The organism is Polynucleobacter sp. (assembly GCF_044342855.1).
GTDB lineage: Bacteria > Pseudomonadota > Gammaproteobacteria > Burkholderiales > Burkholderiaceae > Polynucleobacter.
In genome coordinates this window covers 1-25,552 of the sequence record NZ_JBIIPA010000006.1, presented here as the reverse complement: position 1 = coordinate 25,552, position 25,552 = coordinate 1, and the positions used below count along the sequence as shown (strand labels likewise).

Genomic DNA, 25,552 nt, shown 5'->3' with positions numbered 1-25,552 from the left:
TAAGGATTAAAAAGATGGATCAGAATCAATCCGAGAGCGCCAATCAAAATTGGGAACGTCAAGCTCTCGAGCATTTATTGCTTGAGAATTTAAAAGAGACTCGTAAGGCCCGTCGCTGGAAAGCGGTGTTTCGTATTCTCACTCTGATCGTCTTTGTTGGCGTAGTGATATCAGTTTTTGATTTCCATCTACCGGGGCGCGGGATGGGAATGGAGAAGCACACGGCTTTAGTCACGCTAGAGGGTGAGATTTCTTCTAGTTCGATGGCCAATGCATTGGATATCAATTCATCACTTACCGCTGCTTTTGAAAATGAAAACAGTGCGGGCGTAGTCTTGCGAATCAATAGCCCTGGAGGCTCTCCGGTTCAGGCGGGCATGATGAATGACGAGATTCATCGCTTACGCAAACTCTATCCAAGTAAACCGTTTTATGTCGTCGTGGAAGATATCTGCGCTTCAGGTGGTTACTACGTTGCTGTTGCAGGCGACCAAATTTTGGTTGATAAGGCTAGCTTAGTGGGATCTATCGGCGTGATCATGGAGGGCTTTGGTTTCACTGGCTTGATGGATAAGCTGGGTGTAACTCGTCGCATGATTACCGCTGGCTCAAACAAGGGAATGATGGATCCGTTCTCTAAAGAAAATCCACAACAAGTGGAAATGATTAAAACCATGATCGATGAGATTCATCAGCAATTTATTGCGGTGGTTAAAGCAGGTCGTGGCGATCGCTTAAAAGAAACTCCAGAAATGTTCTCAGGCCGCGTTTGGAATGGCGAGCAGGCAATCAAAATTGGTTTAGTGGATGGCTATGGAACAGTAGAGACTGTAGCGCGCGATATCTTTAAAGCGCCGGATATCCTGGACTACACCATGAAAGAGAATTTCGCTGAACGTGTTGCTAAACGTTTTGGGGCTGAGGTGGGTTCTGCAGCAGGCAAGGCCTTAATTAAGACTCCTGATCTAAAGTAAAAAACGATAGATCAACGAGTTAGCAAACAAAACACCTAGGCCAGCAATAGAAATACTGCCGGCCTATTTTGTAATGAAGCGCAGGCAGCCTCATTGGGGAAGCGCTTACGCCAATCTGCAATCGAAAGCGTTGTAATGGTTTCAGTTGGAAGACTGAGATCCATGCCAAGGCACAGCAAAGATTGTGGTGACAGAGCACTCAGGCAGGCCATCAGCATGGCAGTATTGCGATAGGGCGTCTCAATCCAAATTTGCGTCTGCTGTAATTTTCTAGATTCCACTTCTAACTGTTTCAGTCGTGCAATGCGATCTTGCGCATCATGAGGAACGTAGCCTTGAAATGCAAAGCGCTGACCATTCAAACCGCTCGCCATCAGACCTAACAAAATCGAGCTTGGTCCAACCAAGGGCTTTACTTTAGCGCCTAGCTTGTGTGCTGCTAGCACGAGCTCGGCACCGGGATCCGCAACACCGGGAACACCTGCCTCTGACATGAGCCCCATGTCTTTACCAGCAATGAGCGGCTTGAGTAAATCCATTGGTTTAACGGCATCACCGTACTTAGCATTGCGCGCAACGCCACGCCACTCACTCATTTGCATTTCTTGAATGGTGCAGGCTAAAGGTGAAACGCTATCGACTGCTTTTAAAAAAGCACGTGCTGTTTTTGCATCCTCAACAATCCAGTTGGTGAGCTTGGCGGTTTGGGCGATGGTTTCACTTGGCAAGACCCAAGGCAATTGCTCAACTCGAGAATCATCACCCAAAGTATTGGGAATTAAAAAGAGGGTGCCTAGTGTCGAACTCATGTAGTTGCTTAACTTTATGTTTGTTTTATTTCTTGGCTGGAATAACAAAGCCAGCTTCACGTAAGAGGCCGCTCAGCGCAATTAATGGCAAGCCAATTAATGCAGTGGGATCATCACTCTTGATGGATTCCAGGAGTGAAATTCCTAAGCCTTCAGACTTGGCGCTACCAGCGCAGTCGTAGGGTTCTTCGGCATGGAGGTATGCCTCTAGAACATCATCCGATAGTTTGCGAAAGGTCACTTCCGTAGGAATATTGATGGTTGTTTCGACATTGCCGCGCATTAGACATAGCGCCGTTTGAAAAGTGACTGTTGCACCACGCATGAGTTGGAGTTGCGCCATGGCGCGCTCAAAGTTTCCTGGTTTACCAATAGCAGCTCCACAAAGGTCGGCCACTTGATCGGAGCCAATAACCCAAGCCTCGGGGTGATCTTTCGCTACTGCGGCGGCCTTGGCTTTTGCTAGGCGCAAGGCTAAATCTAAGGTGCTTTCACCGGGTAAAGGGGTTTCATCCACTTTGGGTGAGATGACATCAAAAGGGATGCGCAGGCGCTCTAAGAGCTCTCGACGATAGACCGAGGTGGATGCCAGAATTAGTTTTTTTGCAGAATTACTCATCACTACTTGTACTTTCGCTGAAGCCTTCATTTAGACTGATGTCATGAATCGTAATCAAGTTTTACCTCAAGTTGAGCTCTCCACTGATCCCAAGGCTTTGAGTCGGATCGATTTTTGTGCCCCCCAGTCCTATCAAGGGTCTGGTTTTTTGGAGATTTCAGCCTTGCCAAGGGTGGCTGAGGAGGCCTCCAGTATCGAGCCGGGCGATGGTTTCCATTGGCAGGTAAAGACCCATTTTGCCGATTATCCGGGTTCTGAGCCCCGCCAAATTCTGGAATTAGCCATAAAAGGCCGTATTCATCTGATTTGTCAGAGTTGTTTACAGGACTGCGGCCTAGATTTGGCTCAAGAGAGTCGATTTGTCATGGTGGCCTCTGAGGAGGAAGCGGATGCCTTCCCAATGGAGGATGATCAACAAGAGCCCTTGGTAGCAAGCCAGCACTTCGACTTTTTGGGGTTAATTGAGGACGAAATTCTCCTGTCTATGCCTTTAATTCCAAAGCATCCAGAGGGTACTTGCAAGCCACATGCCTCTTCATTCGGGGAGGGTGGGGAGGCTGGAGATGCCGCTGAAAAGCCTCAAAACCCCTTCAACATATTGAAAAATATGAAGAAAAATTGAATAGACCACTGGCATTGGCAGTGGCTTTTCAAACCTGTTTTATCAATTAATCAAGCATTTAGCTCAATTTTCATGCTAGAATGTCGCCTTGCTTAGGAGTTCAATATGGCCGTCCAACAGAATAAAAAATCCCCATCCAAACGTGGCATGCACCGTGCGCACGACTTTTTGACCGCACCTGCTACGGCTGTTGAAGCCACAACTGGTGAGGCTCATTTGCGCCACCACATCTCACCAAATGGTTACTACCGTGGTCGTAAAGTTGTTAAAACTAAAAACGACTAATTTTTTAGTCTAAAAGATAGAAGCGGCTCCAATAAAAGCCGCTTTTTTCTTTGAAAAATACCACTTGCAGCAATACTTGATTTTATGAGTGTCACTCTTGCTATCGATGCCATGGGCGGAGATCACGGCGCAGTCGTTACGGTTCCCGCTTGTTGCGATTTTCTCGAAAAACATGCTGATGTGAAGATTGCCTTAGTTGGCAATCCGGAAGTGCTCAAGCAAGCCTTGAGTCAATTTCCAAAAGCGCCAATGGAGCGCATTCAAATTATTCCCGCCAGTGAAGTTGTCTTGATGGATGACCTCATTGAGGTGGCATTGCGTCGTAAAAAAGATTCTTCTATGCGCGTTGCCATCGAGCAGGTGAAAGAGGGTCTGGCTGACGCGATCATCTCTTCTGGAAATACGGGCGCCTTAATGGCGATCTCCCGCTATATTCTCAAAACCCTTGATGGTGTTGATCGCCCCGCGATTGCTACTGCGATCCCCAATGAAAAGGGGCGCGGTACAACCATGCTGGATCTCGGTGCTAACGCAGATTGCGAACCGATGCACTTGGTGCAATTTGCACAAATGGCTAACGTGATGGTTCAAGTGGTAGATGGCACGCAAAACCCTTCAATTGGTCTTCTCAATATTGGTGAAGAAGTGATTAAGGGTAATGAGGTGGTGAAGCAGACGAGTGAGTTGCTGCGCCAAACAAATTTAAACTTTTACGGCAACGTAGAAGGCAATGATATTTTCAAAGGCACGACGGATATCGTGGTGTGTGATGGCTTTGTGGGTAATGTCGTGCTCAAGGCAAGCGAAGGCTTGGCGAAGATGATGAGCGGCTTAATCAAACAAGAATTCAATCGATCATGGCTTACTAAGCTGATGGCAATCTGTGCCATGGTTCCATTGTTGCGTGTTCGCAAGCGTGTGGATCATCGTCGTTATAACGGCGCAGTACTTTTGGGTTTGCGCGGTTGTGTGATTAAGAGCCATGGCTCAGCAGATCGGTTTGCATTTGGTTTTGCACTCGATCGCGCATATGAAGCAGCAAAAAATCGCATGGTAGAGCGGATCGCTCAAGCTTTTGTGGCGGAGACAAAATAATCATGAGTACTTATTCACGAATAGCGGGAACTGGAAGTTATCTTCCTGAGCAACGTTTAAGCAATCAAGATCTTGTTGAGCGTTTAGCAAAAATTGGACTTGAGACTAGCGATGAGTGGATCGTGACTCGTAGCGGAATTTCTGCTCGTCACTTTGCTGCAGACAATCAACTCACCAGTGACTTGGCAGTCAAAGCCGCTGAAGCCGCATTAGAAGCTGCTGGCTGCACTTCAGAAGATCTTGACCTCATTATTTTGGCAACATCTACGCCAGATCATTTGGGTGGCTTCCCCAGTACTGCTTGCGTAGTGCAAGACAAATTAGGCGCTCATACCAATTGCGCGGCATTTGATGTCCAGGCGGTATGTGCTGGCTTTACCTATGCACTCGCCATTGCAGATGCATTTATTCGTACAGGCACTTACAAAAAAGTTTTAGTACTTGGTGCGGAAACCTTTTCCCGTATTTTGAATTTCCAAGATCGCACGACTTCTGTTTTATTTGGTGATGGTGCTGGGGCAGTGGTTCTTGAAGCTTCGAAAGAACCAGGTATTTTGGCAACCGCCTTACATGCTGATGGCAGCCAACGCGACATCCTCTGTGTCCCAGGACGTGCAAAGCAGGGTGGCGTAGAAGGCTCCGCCTACTTAACTATGGACGGTCCAGCAGTATTTAAGTTGGCTGTCAAAGTGCTAGAGCAAGTCGCATATGAGGCTTTAGAAAAAGCCAATCTCAAGCCAGAACAAATTGATTGGTTGGTGCCACACCAAGCCAATATTCGCATCATGGAGAGCACAGCTCGCAAGATGGGTATGTCGATGGATAAAGTGATTGTGACTGTGCATGAGCACGGCAATACTTCTGCTGCATCTATTCCACTCGCCCTGGATGCTGGCGTTCGCTCTGGTCAAATTCAACGCGGCCAACACCTCTTGTTAGAGGGTGTGGGTGGTGGCTTTGCTTGGGGTGCAGTAGCAATTAAGTATTGAAGCAAAGTACTAAGGCTAAAAATATATTGACAACTATTATTCAGCGATTATTCCTATGACATTTGCATTTGTATTCCCTGGCCAAGGTTCCCAATCTGTTGGGATGCTCAACTCCATTGCTGACCGCCCAGAAGTTCGTGCAACTTTACAAGAAGCCTCAGAGGCTTTGGGTGAAGATGTTGCAAAACTTATTGCGGAAGGTCCTGCCGAAGCATTGTCTTTAACGACTAATACACAACCCGTGATGTTGACTGCAGCGATTGCGTTTTATCGCGCTTGGTTAGCCTCTGGGGGCGCTATTCCCCAGATGATGGCTGGCCACAGTTTGGGTGAATACTCTGCGTTGGTTGCTGCCGGCGTAATCTCATTTAAAGATGCGGTGCCTTTAGTGCGATTTCGTGCTGAAGCGATGCAGACGGCCGTACCAGTTGGTACGGGTGGTATGGCTGCGATCTTGGGGTTGGACGATGCCATTGTGAAGACGGTTTGTGCTGAAGCTGCCGCAGCCTCTGGTGGTGTAGTTGAGGCGGTGAACTTCAATGCGCCAGGACAAGTCGTGATTGCGGGTGGTAGCGATGCTGTAACTAAAGCTTGCGAATTACTTAAGGCGGCTGGCGCGAAGCGTGCTCTGCCATTGCCAGTGTCTGCACCATTTCATTCATCATTGCTGCAGCCTGCTTCTGAAAAGCTCAAAGCTTACCTAGCGGATATTGAATTTAAGGTCCCCACTATTTCTGTAGTTAATAACGTTGATGTCAATGTGCTAAATGATCCAGCGGCTATTAAAGATGCCTTAGTGCGTCAAGCTGCTAAGCCCGTACGTTGGCAAGAGACTATCAATGCTATGGCGCAGCAGGGCATTACTCAGGTAGTGGAATGCGGTCCTGGCAAGGTATTGGCTGGGCTGACTAAGCGTATTAATGAGCATGTTGTTGGCATTCCTATTTTTGATGAAGCTAGTCTCACTGAAGCCTTGGCTACAGTACAGTAAAAATACCAATAAGAAATATTAAAGAAGTACCAAAGAAACAATAAAGAAACAACGGAAGACAAATATGAATCTCGACTTAAGCGGACAAATTGCATTGGTAACTGGCGCATCGCGCGGTATTGGCCAAGCCATTGCGGATGAGCTAGTGAAATGTGGCGCCAAGGTAATTGGTACGGCCACATCCGAAGATGGCGCCAAGGCTATCAATGCGCGTTTGCAGGTTAGCGGTGGTCGTGGTGAGGTGTTGAATGTGACCGATCCGAAGGCTTGCGAAGACATCATTGATTTGATCGTGAAGGATTTTGGTGGCATCAATATTTTGGTGAATAACGCAGGTATCACCCGCGATAACTTAGCCATGCGCATGAAAACAGATGAGTGGACCGATGTGATCGACACCAACTTAAGTGCAGTTTTCCGCTTGTCACAGGCGGTAATGCGCCCAATGATGAAAGCGCGCGCTGGCCGCATTATCAATATCACCTCAATTGTTGGCCATATGGGCAACCCTGGACAGGCCAATTACGCAGCTGCTAAATCAGGCGTTTCAGGCATGACTCGCGCTTTAGCCCGTGAAATTGGTAGCCGCAATATCACCGTGAACTGTGTGGCGCCCGGATTTATTGATACCGATATGACTCGCGCTTTGAGCGAAGAACAGCAAAATAGCCTAAAAGCGAACATTCCCTTGGCCCGTCTGGGTAGCCCAGAAGATGTGGCCCAGGCAGTGGCGTTTTTGGCATCTCCAGCAGCTGGGTACATTACGGGTAATACCTTACATGTCAATGGCGGCCTGTATTTAGCCTAAAAATAAAGCAGAAATTTGATCATTTTTTGGCGGATTTGCTAATTCGGTCCGCCAAGCTGATAAAATTCTTTTCATCGTTTTTTTACAACCCTTGGGGGAATTAATGGATAACATCGAACAACGCGTTAAGAAGATCGTCGCTGAGCAATTGGGCGTCGCAGAAGCAGATATCAAGAATGAATCTTCTTTTGTGAACGACTTGGGCGCAGACTCTCTTGACACTGTTGAATTGGTAATGGCTTTGGAAGATGAATTCGGGATTGAAATTCCGGACGAAGAAGCTGAAAAAATTACTACTGTTCAGCTCGCTATCGATTTTGCTCAGTCAAAAGCTCAGGGTTAACCCCCTAGCTTAGTTAAAAGCTATTACTGTGTCAGCATCAAATGGCCGTCGCCGGATTGTTGTTACCGGCTTAGGCCTTATTTCACCAGTTGGTAACTCGGTTGATGTAGCTTGGTCTAATTTGCTCGCGGGCAAATCAGGCATCGCTACCATCACGAAGTTTGACCATACTCCGCTGAGCGTGCATTTCGCCGGTGAGGTGAAGGATTTCAATGTCGAAGAATATGTTTCTGCCAAAGAGGCGCGCCATATGGATACCTTTATCCATTACGGTATCGCTGCTGGTACGCAAGCAATTCGCGATAGCGGTTTACAGATAACCGAAGAGAACGCCGAGCGCGTTGGTGTCATGGTTGGTTCAGGTATCGGTGGTTTGCCGATGATTGAAGAGACTGGCGCTGAGTTGCTCGCTCGCGGTCCTCGTCGCATCTCCCCATTCTTTGTACCAGGCTCAATCATCAATATGATTTCTGGGCACCTCAGCATCTTGTTTGGGCTTAAGGGTCCAAACGTGGCTGCGGTGACTGCCTGCACTACAGGTCTGCATAGTATTGGATTGGCAGCACGCTTAATTCAGTACGGTGATGCTGATGTGATGGTTGCTGGTGGTGCTGAATCTACGATTTCTGCATTAGGGGTTGGTGGCTTTGCTTCAGCTCGTGCGTTATCTACTCGTAATGATGACCCTGCAACAGCTTCACGCCCATGGGACAGAGACCGTGATGGTTTCGTTCTAGGTGAGGGTGCTGGTGTTGTTGTTCTCGAAGAGTATGAGCACGCTAAAGCACGTGGCGCAAAAATCTACTGTGAGCTCTTGGGCTTCGGTATGAGTGGTGATGCGTATCACATGACCGCCCCAAATATGGATGGTCCACGTCGTTGCATGGTGAACGCAATGCGCGATGCCGGTTTGAATGCCGATCAGATTCAATACATTAATGCGCACGGTACTTCGACACCTTTGGGTGATAAGAACGAAACTGGCGCTATCAAGGCTGCTCTTGGTGATCACGCCAAGAAGACGCTAATTAACTCTACTAAGTCGATGACTGGCCACCTTTTAGGCGGTGCGGGCGGCTTGGAATCTGTCTTTACTATTCTGGCTTTACATAATCAGAAGTCTCCACCAACAATCAACATCTTCAATCAAGATCCAGAGTGTGATTTGGACTACTGCGCCAATACTGCTCGTGACGTGAAGATCGACCATGCCGTCAAAAACAACTTTGGCTTTGGGGGTACTAACGGTACCTTGATTTTTGGCAAACTGACCTAATATTCTTACTAGGTTATTTCCTTTCCTCGTTTCTTTAATTATTGGTTTTTACCAAGCAGGTCTATAGCATTATGAAAAAGTATCTTGTTGCGCTCTTAGCTATCTTTAGCTTGGGGCAAATTGCATTCATTCCTCAGGCTAGTGCTCAGAGCCCGCGCGTCTCTATTCCAGATTTTGCTGATTTGGTTGAGAGGGCCAGTCCGGCCGTAGTGAATATTCGCACTACCGAAAAAGTGATGCAGCAGCAAGCTCAGGGTGGCTTCCCAGGAATGCCAGAGGATCAAGCCGAGTTCTTCCGTCGTTTCTTTGGTGTACCTATTCCAGGTTTACCTGGTGCACCTAAACAAGCCCAACCGAATCCTGGCAAGCCTCAAGAGGCTGATCGTGGCGTAGGTTCAGGCTTCATTATTGAATCTAATGGTTTGATTTTGACAAACGCGCACGTGGTAGAAGGTGCAAACACTATTTACGTTACCTTGACTGACAAGCGTGAGTACAAAGCGAAATTGCTAGGCATGGATAAGCGTACTGATGTGGCGGTTGTCAAAATCGATGCGCGCGATTTACCCAGGTTGCCATTGGGTGACTCTTCCCGCGTGAGGGTGGGTGAGTGGGTCTTGGCTATTGGCTCCCCATTTGGTTTGGAAAATACTGTGACCGCAGGCATCGTGTCTGCCAAGAGTCGTGACACTGGCGACTACTTGCCATTTATTCAGACTGACGTGGCGGTGAATCCTGGTAACTCGGGCGGCCCCTTATTAAATACAGCCGGACAGGTCATTGGCATTAACTCACAAATCTTTAGCCGCTCTGGCGGTTATATGGGTATCTCATTTGCGATTCCGATTGATGAGGCCATGCGCGTTGCAGATCAATTGCGTACCAATGGAAAAATGACTCGTGGTCGTATTGGTGTTGCTTTAGGTGAAATGACTAAAGAGATTGCCGAGAGCTTAGGCCTAGGAAAACCACGTGGAGCCTATGTCCGCAATGTTGAGCCAGGTGGTCCAGCGGCAGCAGGCGGTATTGAGTCGGGCGACGTGATTCTGAGTTTTAATGGCCGTGATATCAGTAAGTCCACTGACCTACCCAGGGCGGTTGGTGAAACTAAGCCAGGTACTAGTGCAACAGTACAGGTCTGGCGCAAAGGGGGCACCAAGGATTTGATGGTGACTGTGGCCGATACCGAAGCCGGTCAGGCCGCCATGAAGAAGTCGGATAACTCCGGGTCATCTGGTGGGAATACCAATTCTCTTGGGGTAGCGGTTTCAGAGCCCTCAGATAGCAAGAAAAAAGAGCTCAATATCCGCGGTGGTGTTGAGGTTACAGGCCTGGGAGATGGCCCTCTGGCGCGTGCGGGGGTGCGTCCTGGGGATGTCATTATCCGGATTGCAGATGCTGACATTACTGGGGTAAAGCAGTTTGAGAGCCTGGTTAAGGGCTTGGATGCCAACAAGGCGGTCCCAGTTTTCGTCCGCAGGGCTGATAGCACCATGATTATTCCAGTTAGGCCAAAATAAGCCAAAACCTGGGTTTTTGCATGGAATAAACGGGTTCGGCGCTAATTTAGCGCCACCCATTACAATCACTTTAAGACGGCTTTTTGCAGTGCATCATTGTGGTGCGTTCTGACAAGGCGTTTTTTGAAGACCACATAAGACGCTATGGATTTAATCCGCAATTTTTCTATCATCGCCCACATTGATCACGGCAAATCAACGCTTGCTGATCGCATTATTCAACTTTGTGGCGGTCTATCTGATCGTGAGATGGAAGCCCAGGTGCTTGACTCGATGGATATCGAGCGGGAGCGTGGCATCACGATTAAAGCGCAAACAGCAGCGCTGACTTATAAGTCTAAAGACGGCAAAACCTACAGCATCAATTTGATTGATACACCGGGACACGTTGACTTCTCCTATGAAGTGAGCCGCTCTCTGTCTGCATGTGAAGGTGCCTTGTTGGTAGTGGATGCCAGTCAAGGTGTTGAGGCTCAAACTGTTGCTAACTGTTACATGGCGCTGGAGTTAGGTGTTGAAGTGGTGCCAGTACTCAACAAAATTGATTTGCCACAGGCTGACCCTGAGCGCGCTAAAAAAGAAATTGAAGATGTTATTGGTATCGATGCATCTGAAGCAGTGACCTGTTCAGCTAAAACTGGCTTAGGCGTACAAGACGTCATCGAAGAGATGATTGCTCGCGTACCCCCACCAAAAGGCAATGCAGCAGATCCTTTGCAAGCCTTGATTATTGATTCTTGGTTTGATAACTATGTTGGCGTGGTGATGTTGGTGCGGGTTGTGAACGGCACCTTGAAGCCAAAAGAAAAAATTACCTTGATGTCAAATGGCTCAAGCCATCTAGTTGAGCACGTTGGTGTATTTAGCCCTAAGTCTGTGGATCGTCCAGCGTTGTCTGCTGGTCAGGTAGGCTTTGTGATTGCCGGTATTAAAGAGTTAAAAGCCGCTAAGGTGGGTGACACTGTTACTCATACCCCTGGGCAACAAGGCCGAGTTCCTGCTACTGAGCCACTTCCAGGCTTTAAAGAAGTGAAGCCCCAGGTTTTTGCAGGTCTATACCCAGTAGAGTCGAGTGAGTACGATCAACTGCGCGAATCTTTAGAGAAGCTGCAATTAAACGATGCCTCACTCTTGTATGAGCCTGAGGTTTCGCAAGCACTTGGTTTTGGATTCCGCTGCGGCTTCTTAGGATTGCTCCATATGGAGATCGTACAAGAGCGCTTAGAGCGTCAGTACGGTATGAATCTCATTACTACCGCACCAACAGTGGTGTATCAGGTAGAGCAATCTGACGGCACAATCTTATCGGTAGACAATCCGTCGAAGATGCCAGAGGCTAGCAAGATCAATACGATTCTTGAGCCGATCGTGACAGTTAATCTGTATATGCCGCAAGAGTACGTGGGCGCGATCATTACCTTGTGTGTCGGCAAGCGCGGCATACAGATGGATATGAATTACCTCGGTCGCCAAGTAAAGCTCACATATGAGTTGCCTATGGCCGAGATTGTTTTGGATTTCTTCGACAAAATGAAATCCATCTCTCGTGGTTATGCATCGATGGATTACGAGTTCAAAGAATATCGTCCTGCCGATGTGGTTAAGGTCGACATCCTGATTAATAGCGAGCGAGTTGATGCGTTGTCGGTGATCGTTCACCGCAGTAATAGTCAACATCGTGGACGCGAAGTAGTTGCCAAGATGCGCGGCATCATTCCGCGTCAAATGTTTGATGTGGCTATTCAGGCGGCAATTGGTAGCAATATTGTTGCCCGTGAAAACGTCAAAGCTTTGCGGAAGAACGTATTGGCCAAGTGTTACGGTGGAGACATCTCTCGTAAGCGCAAATTACTAGAGAAGCAAAAAGAAGGTAAGAAGCGCATGAAACAAGTAGGTAACGTGGAGATTCCACAAGAGGCCTTCTTAGCTATTTTGCAGGTAGACGACTAATGAACTTTGCCCTCATCCTATTTATCTTGGTAGTGGTTTCAGGCATTGCCTGGATTGCTGATCGTTACTACTTTGCCCCACAAAGACGTATGGCTGGTATCGATCGTATGCCATTGTGGTTGGAATATACAGCGGGCTTCTTTCCGGTAATTTGTGCGGTATTTGTATTGCGCTCTTTTATTGTGGAGCCATTCAAAATTCCATCAGGTTCCATGATTCCGACTCTGCAGATTGGCGACTTTATTCTGGTGAATAAATTTACTTACGGCATTCGGTTGCCAGTGATTAATCAGAAAGTGGTGGATCTAGGCTCCCCAAAACGTGGCGATGTAGTCGTTTTCCGCTATCCCCGTGATGAATCTATTGATTACATTAAGCGCGTCGTGGCTTTGCCAGGTGACACGATTACCTATCAAGACAAGCGCTTAACAGTCAATGGTCAGCCGTTGCAATACAGTGGCGGCGAGTCTTACCTAGACCCAGAAAATATGCGTTATGCCAAGCGCTTTTCGGAATCATTTCCCGCGGACTTAGGTGGCAATAAGCATGAGATTCTGAACGATCCTGATCGCCCTGCTGGCATGTTTCCTGCAGAGCGTTTCCCTGGATTTGAAAACTGCCAGTACATTAATGCCGGTCTGACTTGTACAGTCCCAGCAGGGCATTACTTTGCTATGGGCGATAACCGTGATAACAGTGCTGATTCTCGTTACTGGGGATTTGTACCAGATAAAAATATTGTCGGTAGAGCATTCTTTGTTTGGTTAAATCTCGGAAATCTTGGCCGTATTGGCGGCTTCGAATAAGATCATGAACGCCCGCGCCGTCATTGAAACTGCACCGCTGCAAGCGCAACTGGGCTACACATTTAAAAAACTAGAGCTACTCAATCAAGCTCTTACGCATCGCAGTCACAGCAAGAAAAATAATGAGCGCTTGGAGTTTTTGGGTGACTCAATCCTCAATTGTGTTGTTGCTGAAATGCTCTATGAGCGTTATTCTGATTTAGATGAAGGCGATCTTTCTCGCGTACGGGCTAACTTAGTCAAGCAACAAGCGCTCTATGAGATTGCTCAAACCCTATCGCTATCAGACTATCTGCGCTTAGGCGAGGGTGAGTTAAAGAGTGGTGGCTTCCGTCGCCCATCCATCCTTGCTGACACACTTGAAGCAGTCACTGGTGCCATATTCTTGGATGGCGGATTTGATGCCGCCAAGACTTGTTTGCGCAAACTCTATTCCATCATTTTGGCAAATGTTGATCCCAAAACATTGGGTAAAGACGATAAAACTTTATTGCAAGAGTGTTTGCAGAGTTATCAATTGCCATTACCAACCTATAACGTTACTGGCACAAGCGGTGCAGCTCATAACCAGCAATTTGAGGTGGAGTGTTTAATCCCCAACCTCAAGGTATCGGTTAAGGGTGAGGGTGCATCTAGACGTGCGGCGGAACAGGCAGCTGCGAAGATCGCTTTAATCGCAGCATTAAAAGCCTTGCCACAAGCATTAGGCAAACCTAAAAAGACTCGGTCGGCTAAAAAGAAAGCAGCAAAAAAAGTAGCGACCGAAGAGCAGTTAAATCTTAAGCTGAAGGGCTAATCGTGTTTAGATGCGGCACTATCGCCATTGTTGGCCGTCCCAATATGGGTAAATCGACCCTCCTGAATGCCTTGGTTGGTCAGAAAATCAGTATTACCTCCCGTAAGGCGCAAACCACACGTCACCGTATTTTAGGTATTCAGAATCGTGAAGAGGCACAGTTCATCTTCATCGATACTCCGGGCTTTCAGACTCGTTTAATGAATACCCTGAACAAGGCATTGAACCGCACGGTCACTACGGCTTTGCAAGATGTGAATGTGGCTTGCTTTGTGGTTGAGGCTGGTTACTTTGGCGAAGATGACAAGAAGGTTCTCAAATTACTGCCGGATGACTTACCCATTGTCTTGGTTTTAAATAAATTAGATCTATTTAACAGTCGCTTTCAAACTCCTTCTGAGCGGGATCAGGCACTGCTCAATTTCATTAAAGACATGGCCCGCCCTTGGTGTGAATTAGGTGGCCATGAAGATCAGAAGTCTGAGTTCGCTGAAATCGTGCCGATGAGTGCTAAGAGTCCTGGGGATGTTGAAAGATTATTGGACGTACTCGAAGGCTATTTACCTGAGGCATCAGCGGTCTACGATGGCGATACCATTACTGATCGCAGTGAGCGCTTCTTGGCCGCTGAGATCCTGCGCGAGAAGGTCTTCCGCTTTACTGGGGAGGAGCTGCCTTACACCAGCACAGTAGTGATTGATCAGTTCAAGATGGACGGCAAAATGCGCCGTATCGCAGCAACTATTTTGGTTGATCGTGATAGCCACAAGGCGATGATTATTGGCGCCAAAGGTGAGAGACTGAAAAAGATCTCCACTGATGCTCGTATTGATATGGAAAAGCTGTTTGACGGCAAAGTCTTCTTGGAGACTTGGGTTAAGGTCAAACGTGGCTGGGCAGACGATCGCGCTGAATTACGGGCGCAGGGTCTAGAGTAATTATTCATGGCCTCCATTCGTGTTGCTGACGAACCCGCTTTTGTATTGCACAGCATTCCCTACAAGGAAACCAGCTTAATTCTGGATGTGTTTACACGTCAGCATGGCCGCATGGCTTTGATTGCTAAGGGTGCCAAGCGCCCACATTCTGTATTGCGTCCAGTATTGCAGCGCTTTCAGCCTCTATTGGTTTCTTGGAGTGGGAAGTCTGAGTTACGAACTTTAACGAAGTCGGAGTGGGTTGGCGGTACTCCTTCCTTAGTTGGCGACGCCTTACTCTGTGGGTTTTATCTCAATGAGTTGTTAGTCAAGTTTCTGGCGCGTGAAGACGACTATGAAAAACTCTATGACCATTACACCAATACGATCTCCGCTCTATCGAATCTTGAATTTGAATCCAAGGGTTTAGAGGAAATTCTGCGCCCCTTTGAGTTAACACTTTTGCAGGAAACCGGTTATGCAGCAGCGCTTGATCGCTGCGTCGAAACCAATAGTGCTCCGATCTCGAATGAACAATATGTTTATCAGCCAGAACGTGGGGTGAGGCCCGCTCAAGGCGATGATCCAGGCCACTGGCCAGTCTTAAGTGGCAAATCCCTGCTAGCCATTGCTGCGGGAGACTTTTCTGATCAAGAAACGCTATCCGAGAGCAAGCAGTTAATGCGCTTCTTATTGGGCTTGCATCTTCAAGATCAAGTGCTCACCACCCGGCAGATTTTGATTGATCTCAAGAAAATCTAGTAACCTATAAATATGAGCAACTCCAATACTCTTGAGCTTGGCATCAATATCGATCACGTCGCTACCTTACGTAATGCACGTGGCACGGTTTACCCGGATCCTTTGAGGGCTGCTCGTTTGGCTGAAGAGGCGGGCGCCGATTTAATTACCTTGCATTTGCGCGAAGACCGTCGCCATATTAAAGATGCGGATTTGATGGCTTTACGCCCTTTAATTCAAACGCGTATGAATTTGGAATGTGCTGTTACTCCGGAGATGATTAATATCGCCTGCCGTGTCCAGCCGCATGATGTTTGCCTTGTCCCTGAAAAGCGTGAAGAGGTCACAACTGAGGGCGGCTTAGATGTCTTGGGTCACTTTGATGCGGTGAAGGCGGCTACTACGCAGTTAAAAGCTGCAGGTATTCGGGTCTCACTCTTTATTGACCCGGAGGAAAAGCAAATTCAGGCTGCCAAAGATGTTGGCGCAACAGTAGTCGAATTGCATACCGGTCGATACGCAGATCTGGCCGGTGATCAACAGAAGCAAGAGCTCGAGCGCATTAGAAAAGCAGCTCAGTTTGGGAAAAGTATTGGCTTGCGGGCCAATGCAGGTCATGGTTTAAATGAGGGTAATGTGATCCCAGTTGCCGCCATTGCCGAGCTATCCGAGCTCAATATTGGCCATGCTATTGTTGCTGAAGCCCTCTTTAAGGGCTGGCAAAAAGCGATTACCGACATGAAGGCCCTGATGGTTCAGGGTAGAGCTCAAGCTTAAAAGATTACATATCAAATGATTATTGGCATAGGCACAGACATTTTGCAGATTGAGCGGCTTCAAGCTACTTACGATCGCACTAACGGCCGTTTGGCTGAAAAAATTCTTGGACTAGATGAGATGTTGGTTTTTAAGCATCGCTTGGCTAGAAATCACAAGCGGGGCATTGCTTTCTTGGCAACACGCTTTGCCGCAAAAGAAGCATTCTCCAAAGCAATTGGCTTAGGCATGAGAATGCCGATGACTTGGAGATCTCTCCAAACGCTCAATGAGCCTAGCGGTAAACCAGTGACATCGTATTTGGGTGCGCTAGCTCAGTTTATGCAGGACAAAAATTGGGAAGCTCAGGTCACCGTTAGTGATGAGCAAGACATGGCAATAGCGCATGTCATCGTAGTGCAAAAATGAAACAAGCATTAAGAATATAAAACTAAAAAATTTCGAGGAATACATGACTAAGTCGACTATGAAACCGGGCTCAGTTACTTTGGATGTTGTTGGTCTTGAGTTAAACGCTGAGGATCGTCGTCGCATCTTGCACCCACTTACTGGCGGTGTGATTTTGTTTGGCAGAAACTTTGCTAATCGCAAGCAGCTCACCAAACTCACTGCAGAAATTAAAAAACTCCGTTCCGATGTATTGATTTCGATTGATCATGAGGGTGGACGTGTTCAGCGCTGCAGGACTGATGGCTTTACCCATTTGCCTGCCATGCGTAAACTCGGTGAACTTTGGGGTTCTAAAAATAAGTCGCCTCATTCCGCTGAATCTGCTGCTATTGCGATGGCCGCAGCTACGGCTTGTGGTTATGTCCTAGCTGCTGAGTTGCGTGCTTGCGGTGTGGACTTTAGTTTCACCCCGGTCCTGGATCTCGATTTTGGTCGCAGCGACGTAATTGGAGATCGTGCATTTAGCCGTGACCCACAAATTACTTTTGCATTGGCTAAGAGTTTGAACGAAGGCTTACGTCTTGCAGGTATGGCAAACTGCGGAAAACACTTTCCAGGCCATGGCTGGGCAGAAGCGGATTCTCATGTGGCCATTCCGGTTGATGAGCGTCCTTTGAAACAAATTCTGAATGACGATGCTAAGCCGTATGAGTGGTTGGATCTGAGTCTGACGGCGGTGATGCCAGCACATGTAATCTATCCAAAAGTAGATAAGAACCCAGCTGGATTTTCTAAGGTTTGGCTACATTCCATTCTGCGTCAAGAGTTGGGCTTTGAAGGCGTGATCTTTAGTGATGACCTTTCGATGGAGGGTGCGAGTGTTGCTGGCTCTGTAGTGAAGGGCGCAGAGATGGCGCTCGAAGCAGGGTGTGATGCGGTGCTGATTTGCAATCGTCCCGATCTTGCAGATCAATTACTTAGTCAGTTGAAAGTTTCTAAAGCAAAGCAAGCTGAGTCTGCTATTCGATTAAATCGCTTGATGCCGACGGCGGCAGCCCCAGTCTGGGATGAGTTGCAGTCTGAAGCACAGTATCAACATGCTAAAGGCTTGCTCCAGCAGTTGAAGCTCATCGCCTAGACGATAAGCAAAGCATTTAGATAATAAAAAAGCCCGGCATGCCGGGCTTTTTGCTATCGAGCGTGCTAATTAGTTAGCGCGGCTACGATATTCACCAGTACGAGTGTCGATCTCGATCTTGTCGCCGGTGTTGCAGAACAATGGAACTTGCAATTCATAGCCAGTAGCTAGTTTTGCAGTCTTCAATACTTTGCCTGAGCTGGTATCGCCTTTAACTGCTGGCTCTGTGTAAATGATTTCACGAACCAAAGAGTTTGGCATTGCTACTGAGAGTGCTTTACCTTCGTAGAACACCACTTCGCAAGGCATGCTTTCTTCGAGGTAGTTCAATGCATCACCCATGAATTCAGCTTCAACTTCATACTGGTTGTAGTCGCCGTCCATAAATACATACATTGGATCTGCGAAGTAAGAGTAGGTGCAGTCTTTCTTATCGAGGATCACTACATCGAATTTGTCATCAGCTTTGTAAACACCTTCATTAGGTGCGCCGGTTAACAAGTTCTTAAATTTCATTTTTACAACTGAAGAGTTGCGGCCTGAGCGGCTGTATTCTGCTTTTAAAACGACCATGGCATCAGTGCCGATCATTACTACGTTACCAACGCGGAGTTCTTGTGCTGTTTTCATCTTGCTATTCCTGGGTGCAGAGCTGATTTTCTGCGGGTTTTATCAAAAACAAGATTGTAACCGCCCGCAGGCAGATTTCGCCCAAGATCAGGCTACAAAGCCCATTAGACGGGCAGCCAGGCCGCCATCAGCTTGTTTTTCAAGTAAACCCGCTCCCCAGGCCTTGGAATGGGTGCTCCATTCATTAATGGGTTGATACCACTCGCTAGGCATTGCCCAAGTCATCGCAGCTATTACAGCGTGTTTAAGCTCCTGTGATGCATCTTCAAGATAAAGATCTAAAAATGCCGCTAACTTGGTTTTGTGAGCCCCATCTTCTTGGGGATAAATATGCCAAATAAAGGGTTTTCCGGCTAACTGCGCTCGGACAAAAGAATCCTCACCTCGAACAATATTGAAGTCGCATTGCGTCAGCACCCAATCGTATTCATCTTGAGCAACAAAAGGAATCGAGATCAACTGAATGGAGTCGGGCAAAGCAACAGGTTGAGTGGGGTGGGCAGAGCTGAACTGCAATTGCTCACGTTGACCATGTGTCAGCAGGATGTCGAACTTTTCATCCAAGGTCGCCAGATCCTCCAACCATTTCAGTAGCGGTGCACCTGGGTAGCAAAAAACACTGATGCGTTTTGCATTGGGTCGCAATACCTCCCAGCCAGCCTTGAGGCTCTCGGGAATCAATTGCTCAGTGAGTGATTGCTCCTTAGGTATTGGGTCAATCAAAATGCCACCCACATTCTCCTGGAAGCCTGGGAAGAAGAAGTACTTCGGAATGCCGTGGGCTTGGGGGGATGCCTTCTGATGAAAGTCCACAATCCAGGGCTCTGCACTTAAATACTCCAGATTGATGATGATGGGTTTTTTAGGGGCAATCAGGAGGCCTGCAAGGTAGCGCTCCGGAAGGTCGCACCCAAATGCCTCAATCACTACGTCAGGTGTTTCTACTGGATGGCGACTATTGTGATGGCTTGCTTCCCAGGGTTGAATGTCGATACGGCACTTAATTTCCGGATCTACCCCAGAAGCGAGTAAATTAAGGGTTGGCAGATCGTCACAGAAAATGCGCACGTCTTGGCCATGAAGACTTGTTAAGCTTCTTGCTAGACGCCAGCAAACACCGGCATCACCATAGTTGTCTACGATTTGACAGAAAATATCCCAACGCATGAGCAATTCGCTTTTTGAAACCCTTCAGCAGGATGTTAAACGGCTACCCGGATTGCCGGGGGTCTATCGCTTCTTTGATGAGGCGGGACATATTTTGTATGTCGGAAAAGCGCGCAACCTCAAAAAGCGTGTATCTAGTTATTTTCAGCGAACTCAACTTTCACCACGGATAGAGCTGATGGTGGGAAAGATTGCCCGCTACGAAACTACAGTAACACGCTCAGAAACTGAAGCCTTAATTCTAGAGAACAATCTCATTAAGGAGTTGGCTCCTCCATTCAACATTCTCTTTCGAGATGATAAGTCCTATCCCTATGTGATGTTGACGGGGCACCAATTTCCTCGCTTGGCCTCTTATCGAGGAAAGACGGATAAGCGTAATCACTACTTTGGCCCATTCCCAAATTCATGGGCAGTGCGCAATAGCGTACAGATTTTGCAGAAAGTATTTCGTCTGAGAACTTGTGAAGACTCAGTATTTAAAAACCGCAGTCGCCCTTGCTTATTACATCAAATACATCGCTGTAGTGCGCCTTGTGTTGGCCGTTTAAGTGTCGAGCAGTATGGGCAGGACGTAGCCCAGGCAACTCGGTTTCTAGAGGGCGATCATAGCCGTGTCCTTTCTGAGCTTGAAAAGAAAATGCATGCTTATAGCGATGCTATGGAATTTGAAATGGCTGCAGTGCTGAGGGATCGTATTGCAGATCTCTCGAGCGTCTTACAACAGCAGTCGATGGACACCGTCGCTGATGGTGAAGGCGATGTCGATGTGATTGCTGTAGCCCAAATGGAAGGTGTGGTTTGCGTTAATCTGGCAATGATTCGTGGTGGTCGCCATTTGGGTGATCGCGCTTATTTCCCGAAAGGCTTGCGCTCAACGTCTGGAGAGCTGCCACCACCAGCAGAAATTCTCGAGGCCTTTATTGCTCAGCATTACTTGGATGAGAAGTCTGGTGATGGTGAGGCGACGACTAATTTAATTCCTCCTGTACTGATTCTGAACCATCCTTTGAGAAAGTTGGTTGATGACATTGCAGCTCCAGAAGAAGGTGTTGAAGATGTTTCTGAGCCATCAGCCCCAGAAGGTTTGCACGATTTATTGAATGCACAGGCTGGTAAGCGCATTACTTTCTTGCATCAGCCACAAGGTCAGAGACGTCATTGGTTGGCCATGGCTGAAGGTAATGCCAAGATTGCGATAGCAAAGCGTTTGGTAGAGACGGGTGGCCAACTAGCAAGAGCGCGAGCATTGGCTGATGTCTTGGCTTTGGAGCTGGAAAGTCTTGAGCAGCTACGTATTGAGTGTTTTGACATTAGCCACACCTCTGGAGAGGCTACTCAAGCTTCTTGTGTGGTGTATTCCAAAAATGCGATGCAGCCTAGTGAATACCGCCGATTCAATATCAATGACATTACGCCGGGTGATGACTATGCTGCAATGCGTCAGGTCTTACAGCGTCGTTATGCAAACTTCCAGGAGCTCCCTGTTGAGAAGATGCCCCAAGTCATTTTGATCGACGGTGGCAAAGGTCAAGTTGAAATGGCAAGACAAGTCCTTTCTGAATTCGGTATGGATATTGGATTAATTGTTGGTGTTGCCAAAGGGGAGGGTCGTAAGGTAGGTCTGGAGACCCTAATATTTGCGGATGGACGAAAGTCGCTTGAGCTTGGTATTGATAGTGCTGCATTGCTATTAGTGGCGCAGATACGTGATGAGGCACATCGCTTTGCTATCACTGGCATGCGAGCTAAACGAGCAAAGGCCAGAACAGTTTCTCAGTTAGAGGAAATCGAGGGCATAGGGGCCAAGCGACGTCAAAAATTGCTTGCCCGGTTTGGGGGTTTGCGGGGCGTTTCTAATGCCACTATTGAAGAGCTTTCGAGCGTAGAGGGAATATCCACGGCATTAGCTGAGCAAATCTATAGGCAGCTCCATTGATTTCCCAGTGTGCTCGCATTAGTTTATGCTTAAGCCATGCCATTTAATCTGCCCATTGCTCTGACCTGGTTGCGCGTAGCTGCAATCCCGCTCGTGGTTGCAGTGTTCTATTTACCTGGTAGCTGGCTTACTCCTTTTGACAAGAATTTCACTGCTACCGTGATTTTTGTTTTTGCGGCAGTGACTGATTGGTTGGATGGTTACTTAGCCCGAAAAATGAAACAAGAATCGGCATTCGGCCAATTCTTAGACCCCGTGGCAGATAAATTAATCGTAGCCGCTGCATTACTCGTTTTGCTCAATATGGACCGCGTTCAGGTCTGGGTGGCGCTAATCATTATTGGTCGTGAAATTACTATCTCAGCATTAAGAGAGTGGATGGCACTCTTGGGTGCTGGAAAAAGCGTTGCCGTACACATGGTCGGTAAGTTAAAAACCACCGCTCAACTTGTCGCCATTCCATTTTTATTGCTAAACGACACGTTATTTGGGTGGCTTAATTGCGCACAAGTAGGTACCTGGCTAATTTGGATTGCATGCTTTTTGACACTTTGGTCCATGTTCTACTACATGAAAAAGGCTTTGCCTCAGCTGGTTGATAAGGCTGAATAAAGTCCACAAACCCATGGCTGATATGGGTTTGGTACAAACGTGAGTCTCACCTGTTTTAAGGCTTACTGACAAATAATGCGTTCTCCTAAATTGTTTGTTAAACTAATGCCCTGTTATGCGGGAATAGCTCAGCTGGTAGAGCGATACCTTGCCAAGGTATAGGTCGGGAGTTCGAACCTCCTTTCCCGCTCCAAGTTCGATGGGAAGCCCTAAAAAGCTTCCCATTTTTTGATTCAAGCATATGGCGCGTTGGCCGAGTGGTTAGGCAGGAGCCTGCAAAGCTTCGTACGGGGGTTCGATTCCCTCACGCGCCTCCAACATAATATTTAACGAGTATCAATGTTGTTCAAAAAACCCTGACGGCATAAAGCTCTCAAGGGTTTTTTTGTTGCTTATTGATTAACCTTAAATAACCCTGCAATGGTTAAAAAGGCGGGGCACAAAGCGGGGCGCAAATAAAATATGGCCCGTAATCGCCATATAAATCAATAAATATATGGCTTTAAAGGAAAAGCGCTCACGCCCACATTCCGTCAGTGCCAAACCCATGCCTGCCCGCCTAGCAGGAAGCGGGCTCGTATCTATGATGGCGGCGGCTTGTATCTTGAGGCTCTACCGTCAGGGGGTGAGGCCTTTCTATTGGGGCGCTCCCTGTCATAACGCTGGCGCAAGCTAGGGTGGACGCGATAAAGCAAAGCAGTTGGTATACAAGGTAGAGACCCAAACCTAGATAAGCAAGAGAAAGGACCGCTTTCCGCCCTCACCGCAGGGAATAGTTTTCAGGCGGTGGCATTGCGTTGGTTTGAGGGGTTGACGCCCAACAAGTCGCCAGACCACGTAAAAACAATCTTAAAACGCTTGGAGGCCGATGTATTCCCTTATATTGGGCGTATGCCTATGGGTGAGATCACCGCACCCCTGCTCATTACCATAGTACATGCAGAATGGTGGTCAGCCGCAGCAATTTAAGCCATGCTTGTGATTGCGAGATCATCAACAAGGAGATTGCTATGGCTGACCACTTAAACAATAAACCCTATGGGGCATGGATTGCAATCGATATTGCCAAGGACTTTAATGCCGTGTTAAGCGAGACTAAAGAGGGTAAACGACAGCATTTTCGGATGGCTAATTCTGCATCTGACCATGACCGCTTCCTTTCTTATCTCAGAACTTTGCCTTCGCCTTGCATTATTGGGTTTGAAGCAACCGGCAATTACCACCGAGCATGAGGACATCGCTTGGTAACAGCGGGTTTTGAAGTCTGCTTTATTTCTTCGGTAGCTAGTGCCCGGTATCGCGAGGTGATGTTCAACTCCTGGGATAAAAATGATCCTAAAGATGCTGCAGTGCTTTTGGAGCTGCTTAAACAAGGGATTACTCAGCGCTATGTTGATCCATTAATTGCAGGGCATCATGATCTCCAGGAGTTATCTAAAACCTACTATCAAGTGACCTTGAGTCGCACGCGCCTGCAACACTCCATACTCACGCATTACCTGCCTTTATATTTTCCTGAGATGGGTAAATGGTGGAACAGTACTCGCTCGGCATGGTGGATTAATTATCTTTTGCACTTCCCCATCCCTAGCGCAGTAACTAAGTACTCACAAGAAGAGTTTTGCCAGATTGCCAGCCCTGTCGTTGGCCGTAAGGTTAACAAGGCAGCCAAGCTCATTGAGCTTTATGAGACCGCCTTGCATAGCATTGGGCTACCCGTTGAGGAAGATTCCTTGGCTTGTAAAACCTTTCAAATACAACTGCGACGCTATCAAGAGATTAATGATTGTCGTACGCAGCTAGAGCTAACAGCTCAGGCAGTATTGGCCGATAACCTAGATTCTGCCATTTTGCAAAGTGTGCCGGGGATTGGTCCGATTAATGCCTTAACGATTCTGGCGGAAGGTGGCAATCTGCGTCGCTTTAGCCATCATCGTCAGTTCTTAAAGTATTGCGGGTTTGATCTAGCGAAGAACCAATCAGGCAATTATCGTGGTCAAGAGCAAATCTCCAAGCGGGGTAATGCGCGCCTGCGCTTAGCGCTGTGGATGTCAGTCAACCGTGCCATTTAGCAACCTGAGAACAGTTTCCAGCAAAAATATCTACGCTATATTAAAAGTGCGCCTCAAGATAAAGATTTACAGCGCAAGGCAAGGACTGCGGTGGCAGCAAAGATGGCGCGTGTAGTTTACGGATTAGTGAAGTCAAAACAGATGTATCAAGGTTACTATGAAAAAGCTTTACCCAGTGGATCGATCCCTCTCTGTAGGGCCGTAGAGGCCGCAAGGACCTCGTAGATAATGTTTGGACCTTCCACTGGGACCTCAGATTGTTTTAAGTAGGGTAAAGACCAAAACGTAAAGTAGCGGATCTTGTGTTCATTATGGTTAATCGGGACCCCTGATGTATTTGTGGAAGTGACCGTTTGGGTATAGACAAGTAGTAAGTTTGATTTTTTTAACTGCAATTGGCAGTTACGGGATGGCTTTGCCTATCGCTGGAAAAAGTTCTTGCATTTAGTACGTTATCAATAAGATCGCCTCAAGGGATACGCTAGATGTGGCTAAGAGAGCCCATCAAACTTGTGGACAGGTATTTGAGTACACCATGGCTCATGGCTTGTGCGAACGCACTCCCGTAAAGGATGTAAGGCCGTCAGCATTTCTAAAAAGTAGGGGTGAAACAAATTTTGCAAGGGTGGAAGCTAAAGAGCTTCCTGAGTTGCTTCGCAAGATCGACGGGTATGGCATAGATCAAAAGGGTAGCGAGATCACGCGGCTTGCATTGCGGTTGATGGCTTATGTATTTGTGAGGACAAGTGAGTGGATAGGGGTGCGGTGGGATGAGGTGGATATGGATGCCAAAGAGTGGCGCATTCCTCCTGAGAGCATGAAGATGAAAACGCCCCACATTATTTTTCTATCAGATCAAGCTTTAAGCGACTACATGAAATCTCAGGCGGTAGAGAGTTGGTATTTCCCTCGGTTAGTAGTCCTAAGAAAAATATGAGTAACAATACGTTGCTATTTGCTTTGTATCGGATGGGTTATCGCTCGCGCATGACAGGCCGCGGCTTTAGGGATCTTGCCTCCACCATCTTGCATGAGTAGGGCATCAACATGAGCACATCGAAGCTCAGTTAGCACATGCAGAGCGCAACAAGGTATCGGCCAGTTATAGCCATGCAAGGTATCTACCTCAACGTAGAGCAATGCCACAAGACTGGGTGAACTACTTGGATGTAGTTAAAGCGAGTACGGATGTAATCCCGTTTAAGGTCAAGGCTGGGCGGTAAAAATATCGGGGCAATAGTTCAAGATTTGAATTTAATTTCGATTGCTCAGTCGTTCATTTTGGG

The 25,552-nt window shown here is 47.5% G+C and carries 26 protein-coding genes, 2 tRNA genes and 1 pseudogene; 25 read left to right on the top strand and 4 right to left on the bottom strand.

The genetic code is table 11. The features are described from left to right. The first annotated feature begins 14 nt into the window (after positions 1-14). Positions 15-974 (top strand): S49 family peptidase, encoded by a 960-nt coding sequence (locus ACIQZ3_RS03455; RefSeq protein WP_397390362.1) that lies wholly within the window; start codon positions 15-17, stop codon positions 972-974. 35 nt (positions 975-1,009) lie between these two features. On the opposite strand, the gene ACIQZ3_RS03450 is transcribed toward ACIQZ3_RS03455, so the two are convergent. Then, a complete protein-coding gene (locus ACIQZ3_RS03450; protein ID WP_216180249.1) occupies positions 1,010-1,783 on the bottom strand; it encodes an SAM-dependent methyltransferase in 774 nt (257 codons plus the stop codon). Positions 1,784-1,808: 25 nt separating this feature from the next. Next, positions 1,809-2,432, bottom strand: coding sequence for a Maf family nucleotide pyrophosphatase (locus ACIQZ3_RS03445; RefSeq protein WP_397390360.1), 624 nt, complete (start codon positions 2,430-2,432; stop codon positions 1,809-1,811). A gap of 13 nt (positions 2,433-2,445) precedes the next feature. On the opposite strand from ACIQZ3_RS03445, the gene ACIQZ3_RS03440 reads away from it, so the two are divergent. The 17 genes from ACIQZ3_RS03440 to nagZ all read left to right on the top strand — a co-directional run bounded on the left by ACIQZ3_RS03440 (position 2,446) and on the right by nagZ (position 17,846). Next, the gene (locus tag ACIQZ3_RS03440) at positions 2,446-3,024 is read left to right on the top strand and encodes a YceD family protein (RefSeq protein WP_397390358.1); all 579 of its coding nucleotides are present in this window, start codon (positions 2,446-2,448) and stop codon (positions 3,022-3,024) included. A 105-nt stretch (positions 3,025-3,129) separates the two neighbouring features. Beyond that, positions 3,130-3,309 carry a 50S ribosomal protein L32 gene (gene rpmF / locus ACIQZ3_RS03435; protein WP_011902241.1) on the top strand — a complete coding sequence of 60 codons (180 nt, stop codon included), beginning with the start codon at positions 3,130-3,132 and terminating at the stop codon, positions 3,307-3,309. Positions 3,310-3,393: 84 nt separating this feature from the next. Further along, positions 3,394-4,404 (top strand): phosphate acyltransferase PlsX, encoded by a 1,011-nt coding sequence (gene plsX, locus ACIQZ3_RS03430; RefSeq protein WP_397390356.1) that lies wholly within the window; start codon positions 3,394-3,396, stop codon positions 4,402-4,404. A gap of 2 nt (positions 4,405-4,406) precedes the next feature. After that, positions 4,407-5,393 (top strand): beta-ketoacyl-ACP synthase III, encoded by a 987-nt coding sequence (locus ACIQZ3_RS03425; RefSeq protein ID WP_397390354.1) that lies wholly within the window; start codon positions 4,407-4,409, stop codon positions 5,391-5,393. Between the two features lie 55 nt (positions 5,394-5,448). Beyond that, positions 5,449-6,384, top strand: a complete 936-nt coding sequence (gene fabD / locus ACIQZ3_RS03420; RefSeq protein ID WP_397390352.1) for an ACP S-malonyltransferase — start codon at positions 5,449-5,451, stop codon at positions 6,382-6,384. A gap of 64 nt (positions 6,385-6,448) precedes the next feature. Continuing rightward, complete coding sequence (fabG, locus tag ACIQZ3_RS03415) at positions 6,449-7,192, top strand: 3-oxoacyl-ACP reductase FabG (protein ID WP_397390350.1); 744 nt, start codon at positions 6,449-6,451, stop codon at positions 7,190-7,192. A gap of 103 nt (positions 7,193-7,295) precedes the next feature. Continuing rightward, positions 7,296-7,535 (top strand): acyl carrier protein, encoded by a 240-nt coding sequence (gene acpP, locus ACIQZ3_RS03410; RefSeq protein ID WP_015421596.1) that lies wholly within the window; start codon positions 7,296-7,298, stop codon positions 7,533-7,535. A gap of 28 nt (positions 7,536-7,563) precedes the next feature. Further along, positions 7,564-8,811 carry a beta-ketoacyl-ACP synthase II gene (fabF, locus tag ACIQZ3_RS03405; protein ID WP_397390348.1) on the top strand — a complete coding sequence of 416 codons (1,248 nt, stop codon included), beginning with the start codon at positions 7,564-7,566 and terminating at the stop codon, positions 8,809-8,811. 71 nt (positions 8,812-8,882) lie between these two features. Further along, positions 8,883-10,331 (top strand): DegQ family serine endoprotease, encoded by a 1,449-nt coding sequence (locus ACIQZ3_RS03400; RefSeq protein ID WP_397390346.1) that lies wholly within the window; start codon positions 8,883-8,885, stop codon positions 10,329-10,331. Between the two features lie 144 nt (positions 10,332-10,475). Then, positions 10,476-12,281, top strand: coding sequence for a translation elongation factor 4 (lepA, locus tag ACIQZ3_RS03395; protein ID WP_397390344.1), 1,806 nt, complete (start codon positions 10,476-10,478; stop codon positions 12,279-12,281). Beyond that, positions 12,281-13,087 (top strand): signal peptidase I, encoded by an 807-nt coding sequence (gene lepB / locus ACIQZ3_RS03390; RefSeq protein ID WP_397390342.1) that lies wholly within the window; start codon positions 12,281-12,283, stop codon positions 13,085-13,087. Before lepA ends, lepB begins: the two co-directional genes overlap by 1 nt. A 4-nt stretch (positions 13,088-13,091) precedes the next feature. After that, complete coding sequence (gene rnc, locus ACIQZ3_RS03385; RefSeq protein ID WP_216180271.1) at positions 13,092-13,883, top strand: ribonuclease III; 792 nt, start codon at positions 13,092-13,094, stop codon at positions 13,881-13,883. A 2-nt stretch (positions 13,884-13,885) separates the two neighbouring features. After that, the gene (era, locus tag ACIQZ3_RS03380; RefSeq protein ID WP_397390340.1) at positions 13,886-14,821 is read left to right on the top strand and encodes a GTPase Era; all 936 of its coding nucleotides are present in this window, start codon (positions 13,886-13,888) and stop codon (positions 14,819-14,821) included. Between the two features lie 6 nt (positions 14,822-14,827). Continuing rightward, a complete protein-coding gene (gene recO / locus ACIQZ3_RS03375) occupies positions 14,828-15,562 on the top strand; it encodes a DNA repair protein RecO (RefSeq protein ID WP_397390338.1) in 735 nt (244 codons plus the stop codon). A 12-nt stretch (positions 15,563-15,574) separates the two neighbouring features. After that, entirely contained in the window at positions 15,575-16,318 is a 744-nt protein-coding gene (pdxJ, locus tag ACIQZ3_RS03370; RefSeq protein WP_397390336.1) for a pyridoxine 5'-phosphate synthase, read from the top strand. 15 nt (positions 16,319-16,333) lie between these two features. Continuing rightward, the gene (gene acpS, locus ACIQZ3_RS03365; RefSeq protein WP_397390334.1) at positions 16,334-16,726 is read left to right on the top strand and encodes a holo-ACP synthase; all 393 of its coding nucleotides are present in this window, start codon (positions 16,334-16,336) and stop codon (positions 16,724-16,726) included. A 43-nt stretch (positions 16,727-16,769) separates the two neighbouring features. Beyond that, on the top strand, positions 16,770-17,846 hold the full coding sequence (gene nagZ / locus ACIQZ3_RS03360) for a beta-N-acetylhexosaminidase (protein WP_397390332.1): 1,077 nt from the start codon (positions 16,770-16,772) through the stop codon (positions 17,844-17,846). A 69-nt stretch (positions 17,847-17,915) separates the two neighbouring features. On the opposite strand, the gene efp is transcribed toward nagZ, so the two are convergent. After that, the gene (gene efp / locus ACIQZ3_RS03355; RefSeq protein WP_215301485.1) at positions 17,916-18,476 is read right to left on the bottom strand and encodes an elongation factor P; all 561 of its coding nucleotides are present in this window, start codon (positions 18,474-18,476) and stop codon (positions 17,916-17,918) included. An 87-nt stretch (positions 18,477-18,563) separates the two neighbouring features. Further along, the gene (gene earP / locus ACIQZ3_RS03350) at positions 18,564-19,643 is read right to left on the bottom strand and encodes an elongation factor P maturation arginine rhamnosyltransferase EarP (RefSeq protein ID WP_397390330.1); all 1,080 of its coding nucleotides are present in this window, start codon (positions 19,641-19,643) and stop codon (positions 18,564-18,566) included. Here earP and uvrC point away from each other — a divergent pair. The 7 genes and pseudogenes from uvrC to ACIQZ3_RS03315 all read left to right on the top strand — a co-directional run bounded on the left by uvrC (position 19,642) and on the right by ACIQZ3_RS03315 (position 25,203). Then, entirely contained in the window at positions 19,642-21,582 is a 1,941-nt protein-coding gene (uvrC, locus tag ACIQZ3_RS03345; RefSeq protein ID WP_397390328.1) for an excinuclease ABC subunit UvrC, read from the top strand. The genes earP and uvrC overlap by 2 nt on opposite strands. Before the next feature lie 36 nt (positions 21,583-21,618). Next, positions 21,619-22,194, top strand: coding sequence for a CDP-diacylglycerol--glycerol-3-phosphate 3-phosphatidyltransferase (gene pgsA / locus ACIQZ3_RS03340; protein ID WP_397390326.1), 576 nt, complete (start codon positions 21,619-21,621; stop codon positions 22,192-22,194). Positions 22,195-22,311: 117 nt separating this feature from the next. After that, a tRNA-Gly gene (locus tag ACIQZ3_RS03335) sits at positions 22,312-22,387 on the top strand. 50 nt (positions 22,388-22,437) lie between these two features. Beyond that, a tRNA-Cys gene (locus tag ACIQZ3_RS03330) sits at positions 22,438-22,511 on the top strand. A 469-nt stretch (positions 22,512-22,980) separates the two neighbouring features. Further along, complete coding sequence (locus ACIQZ3_RS03325; RefSeq protein ID WP_397390325.1) at positions 22,981-23,163, top strand: phage integrase central domain-containing protein; 183 nt, start codon at positions 22,981-22,983, stop codon at positions 23,161-23,163. A 41-nt stretch (positions 23,164-23,204) separates the two neighbouring features. Next, positions 23,205-24,491 (top strand): annotated as a pseudogene (locus ACIQZ3_RS03320) (IS110 family transposase). 229 nt (positions 24,492-24,720) lie between these two features. Then, complete coding sequence (locus tag ACIQZ3_RS03315) at positions 24,721-25,203, top strand: tyrosine-type recombinase/integrase (protein ID WP_397390464.1); 483 nt, start codon at positions 24,721-24,723, stop codon at positions 25,201-25,203. Positions 25,204-25,552 lie beyond the last annotated feature (349 nt).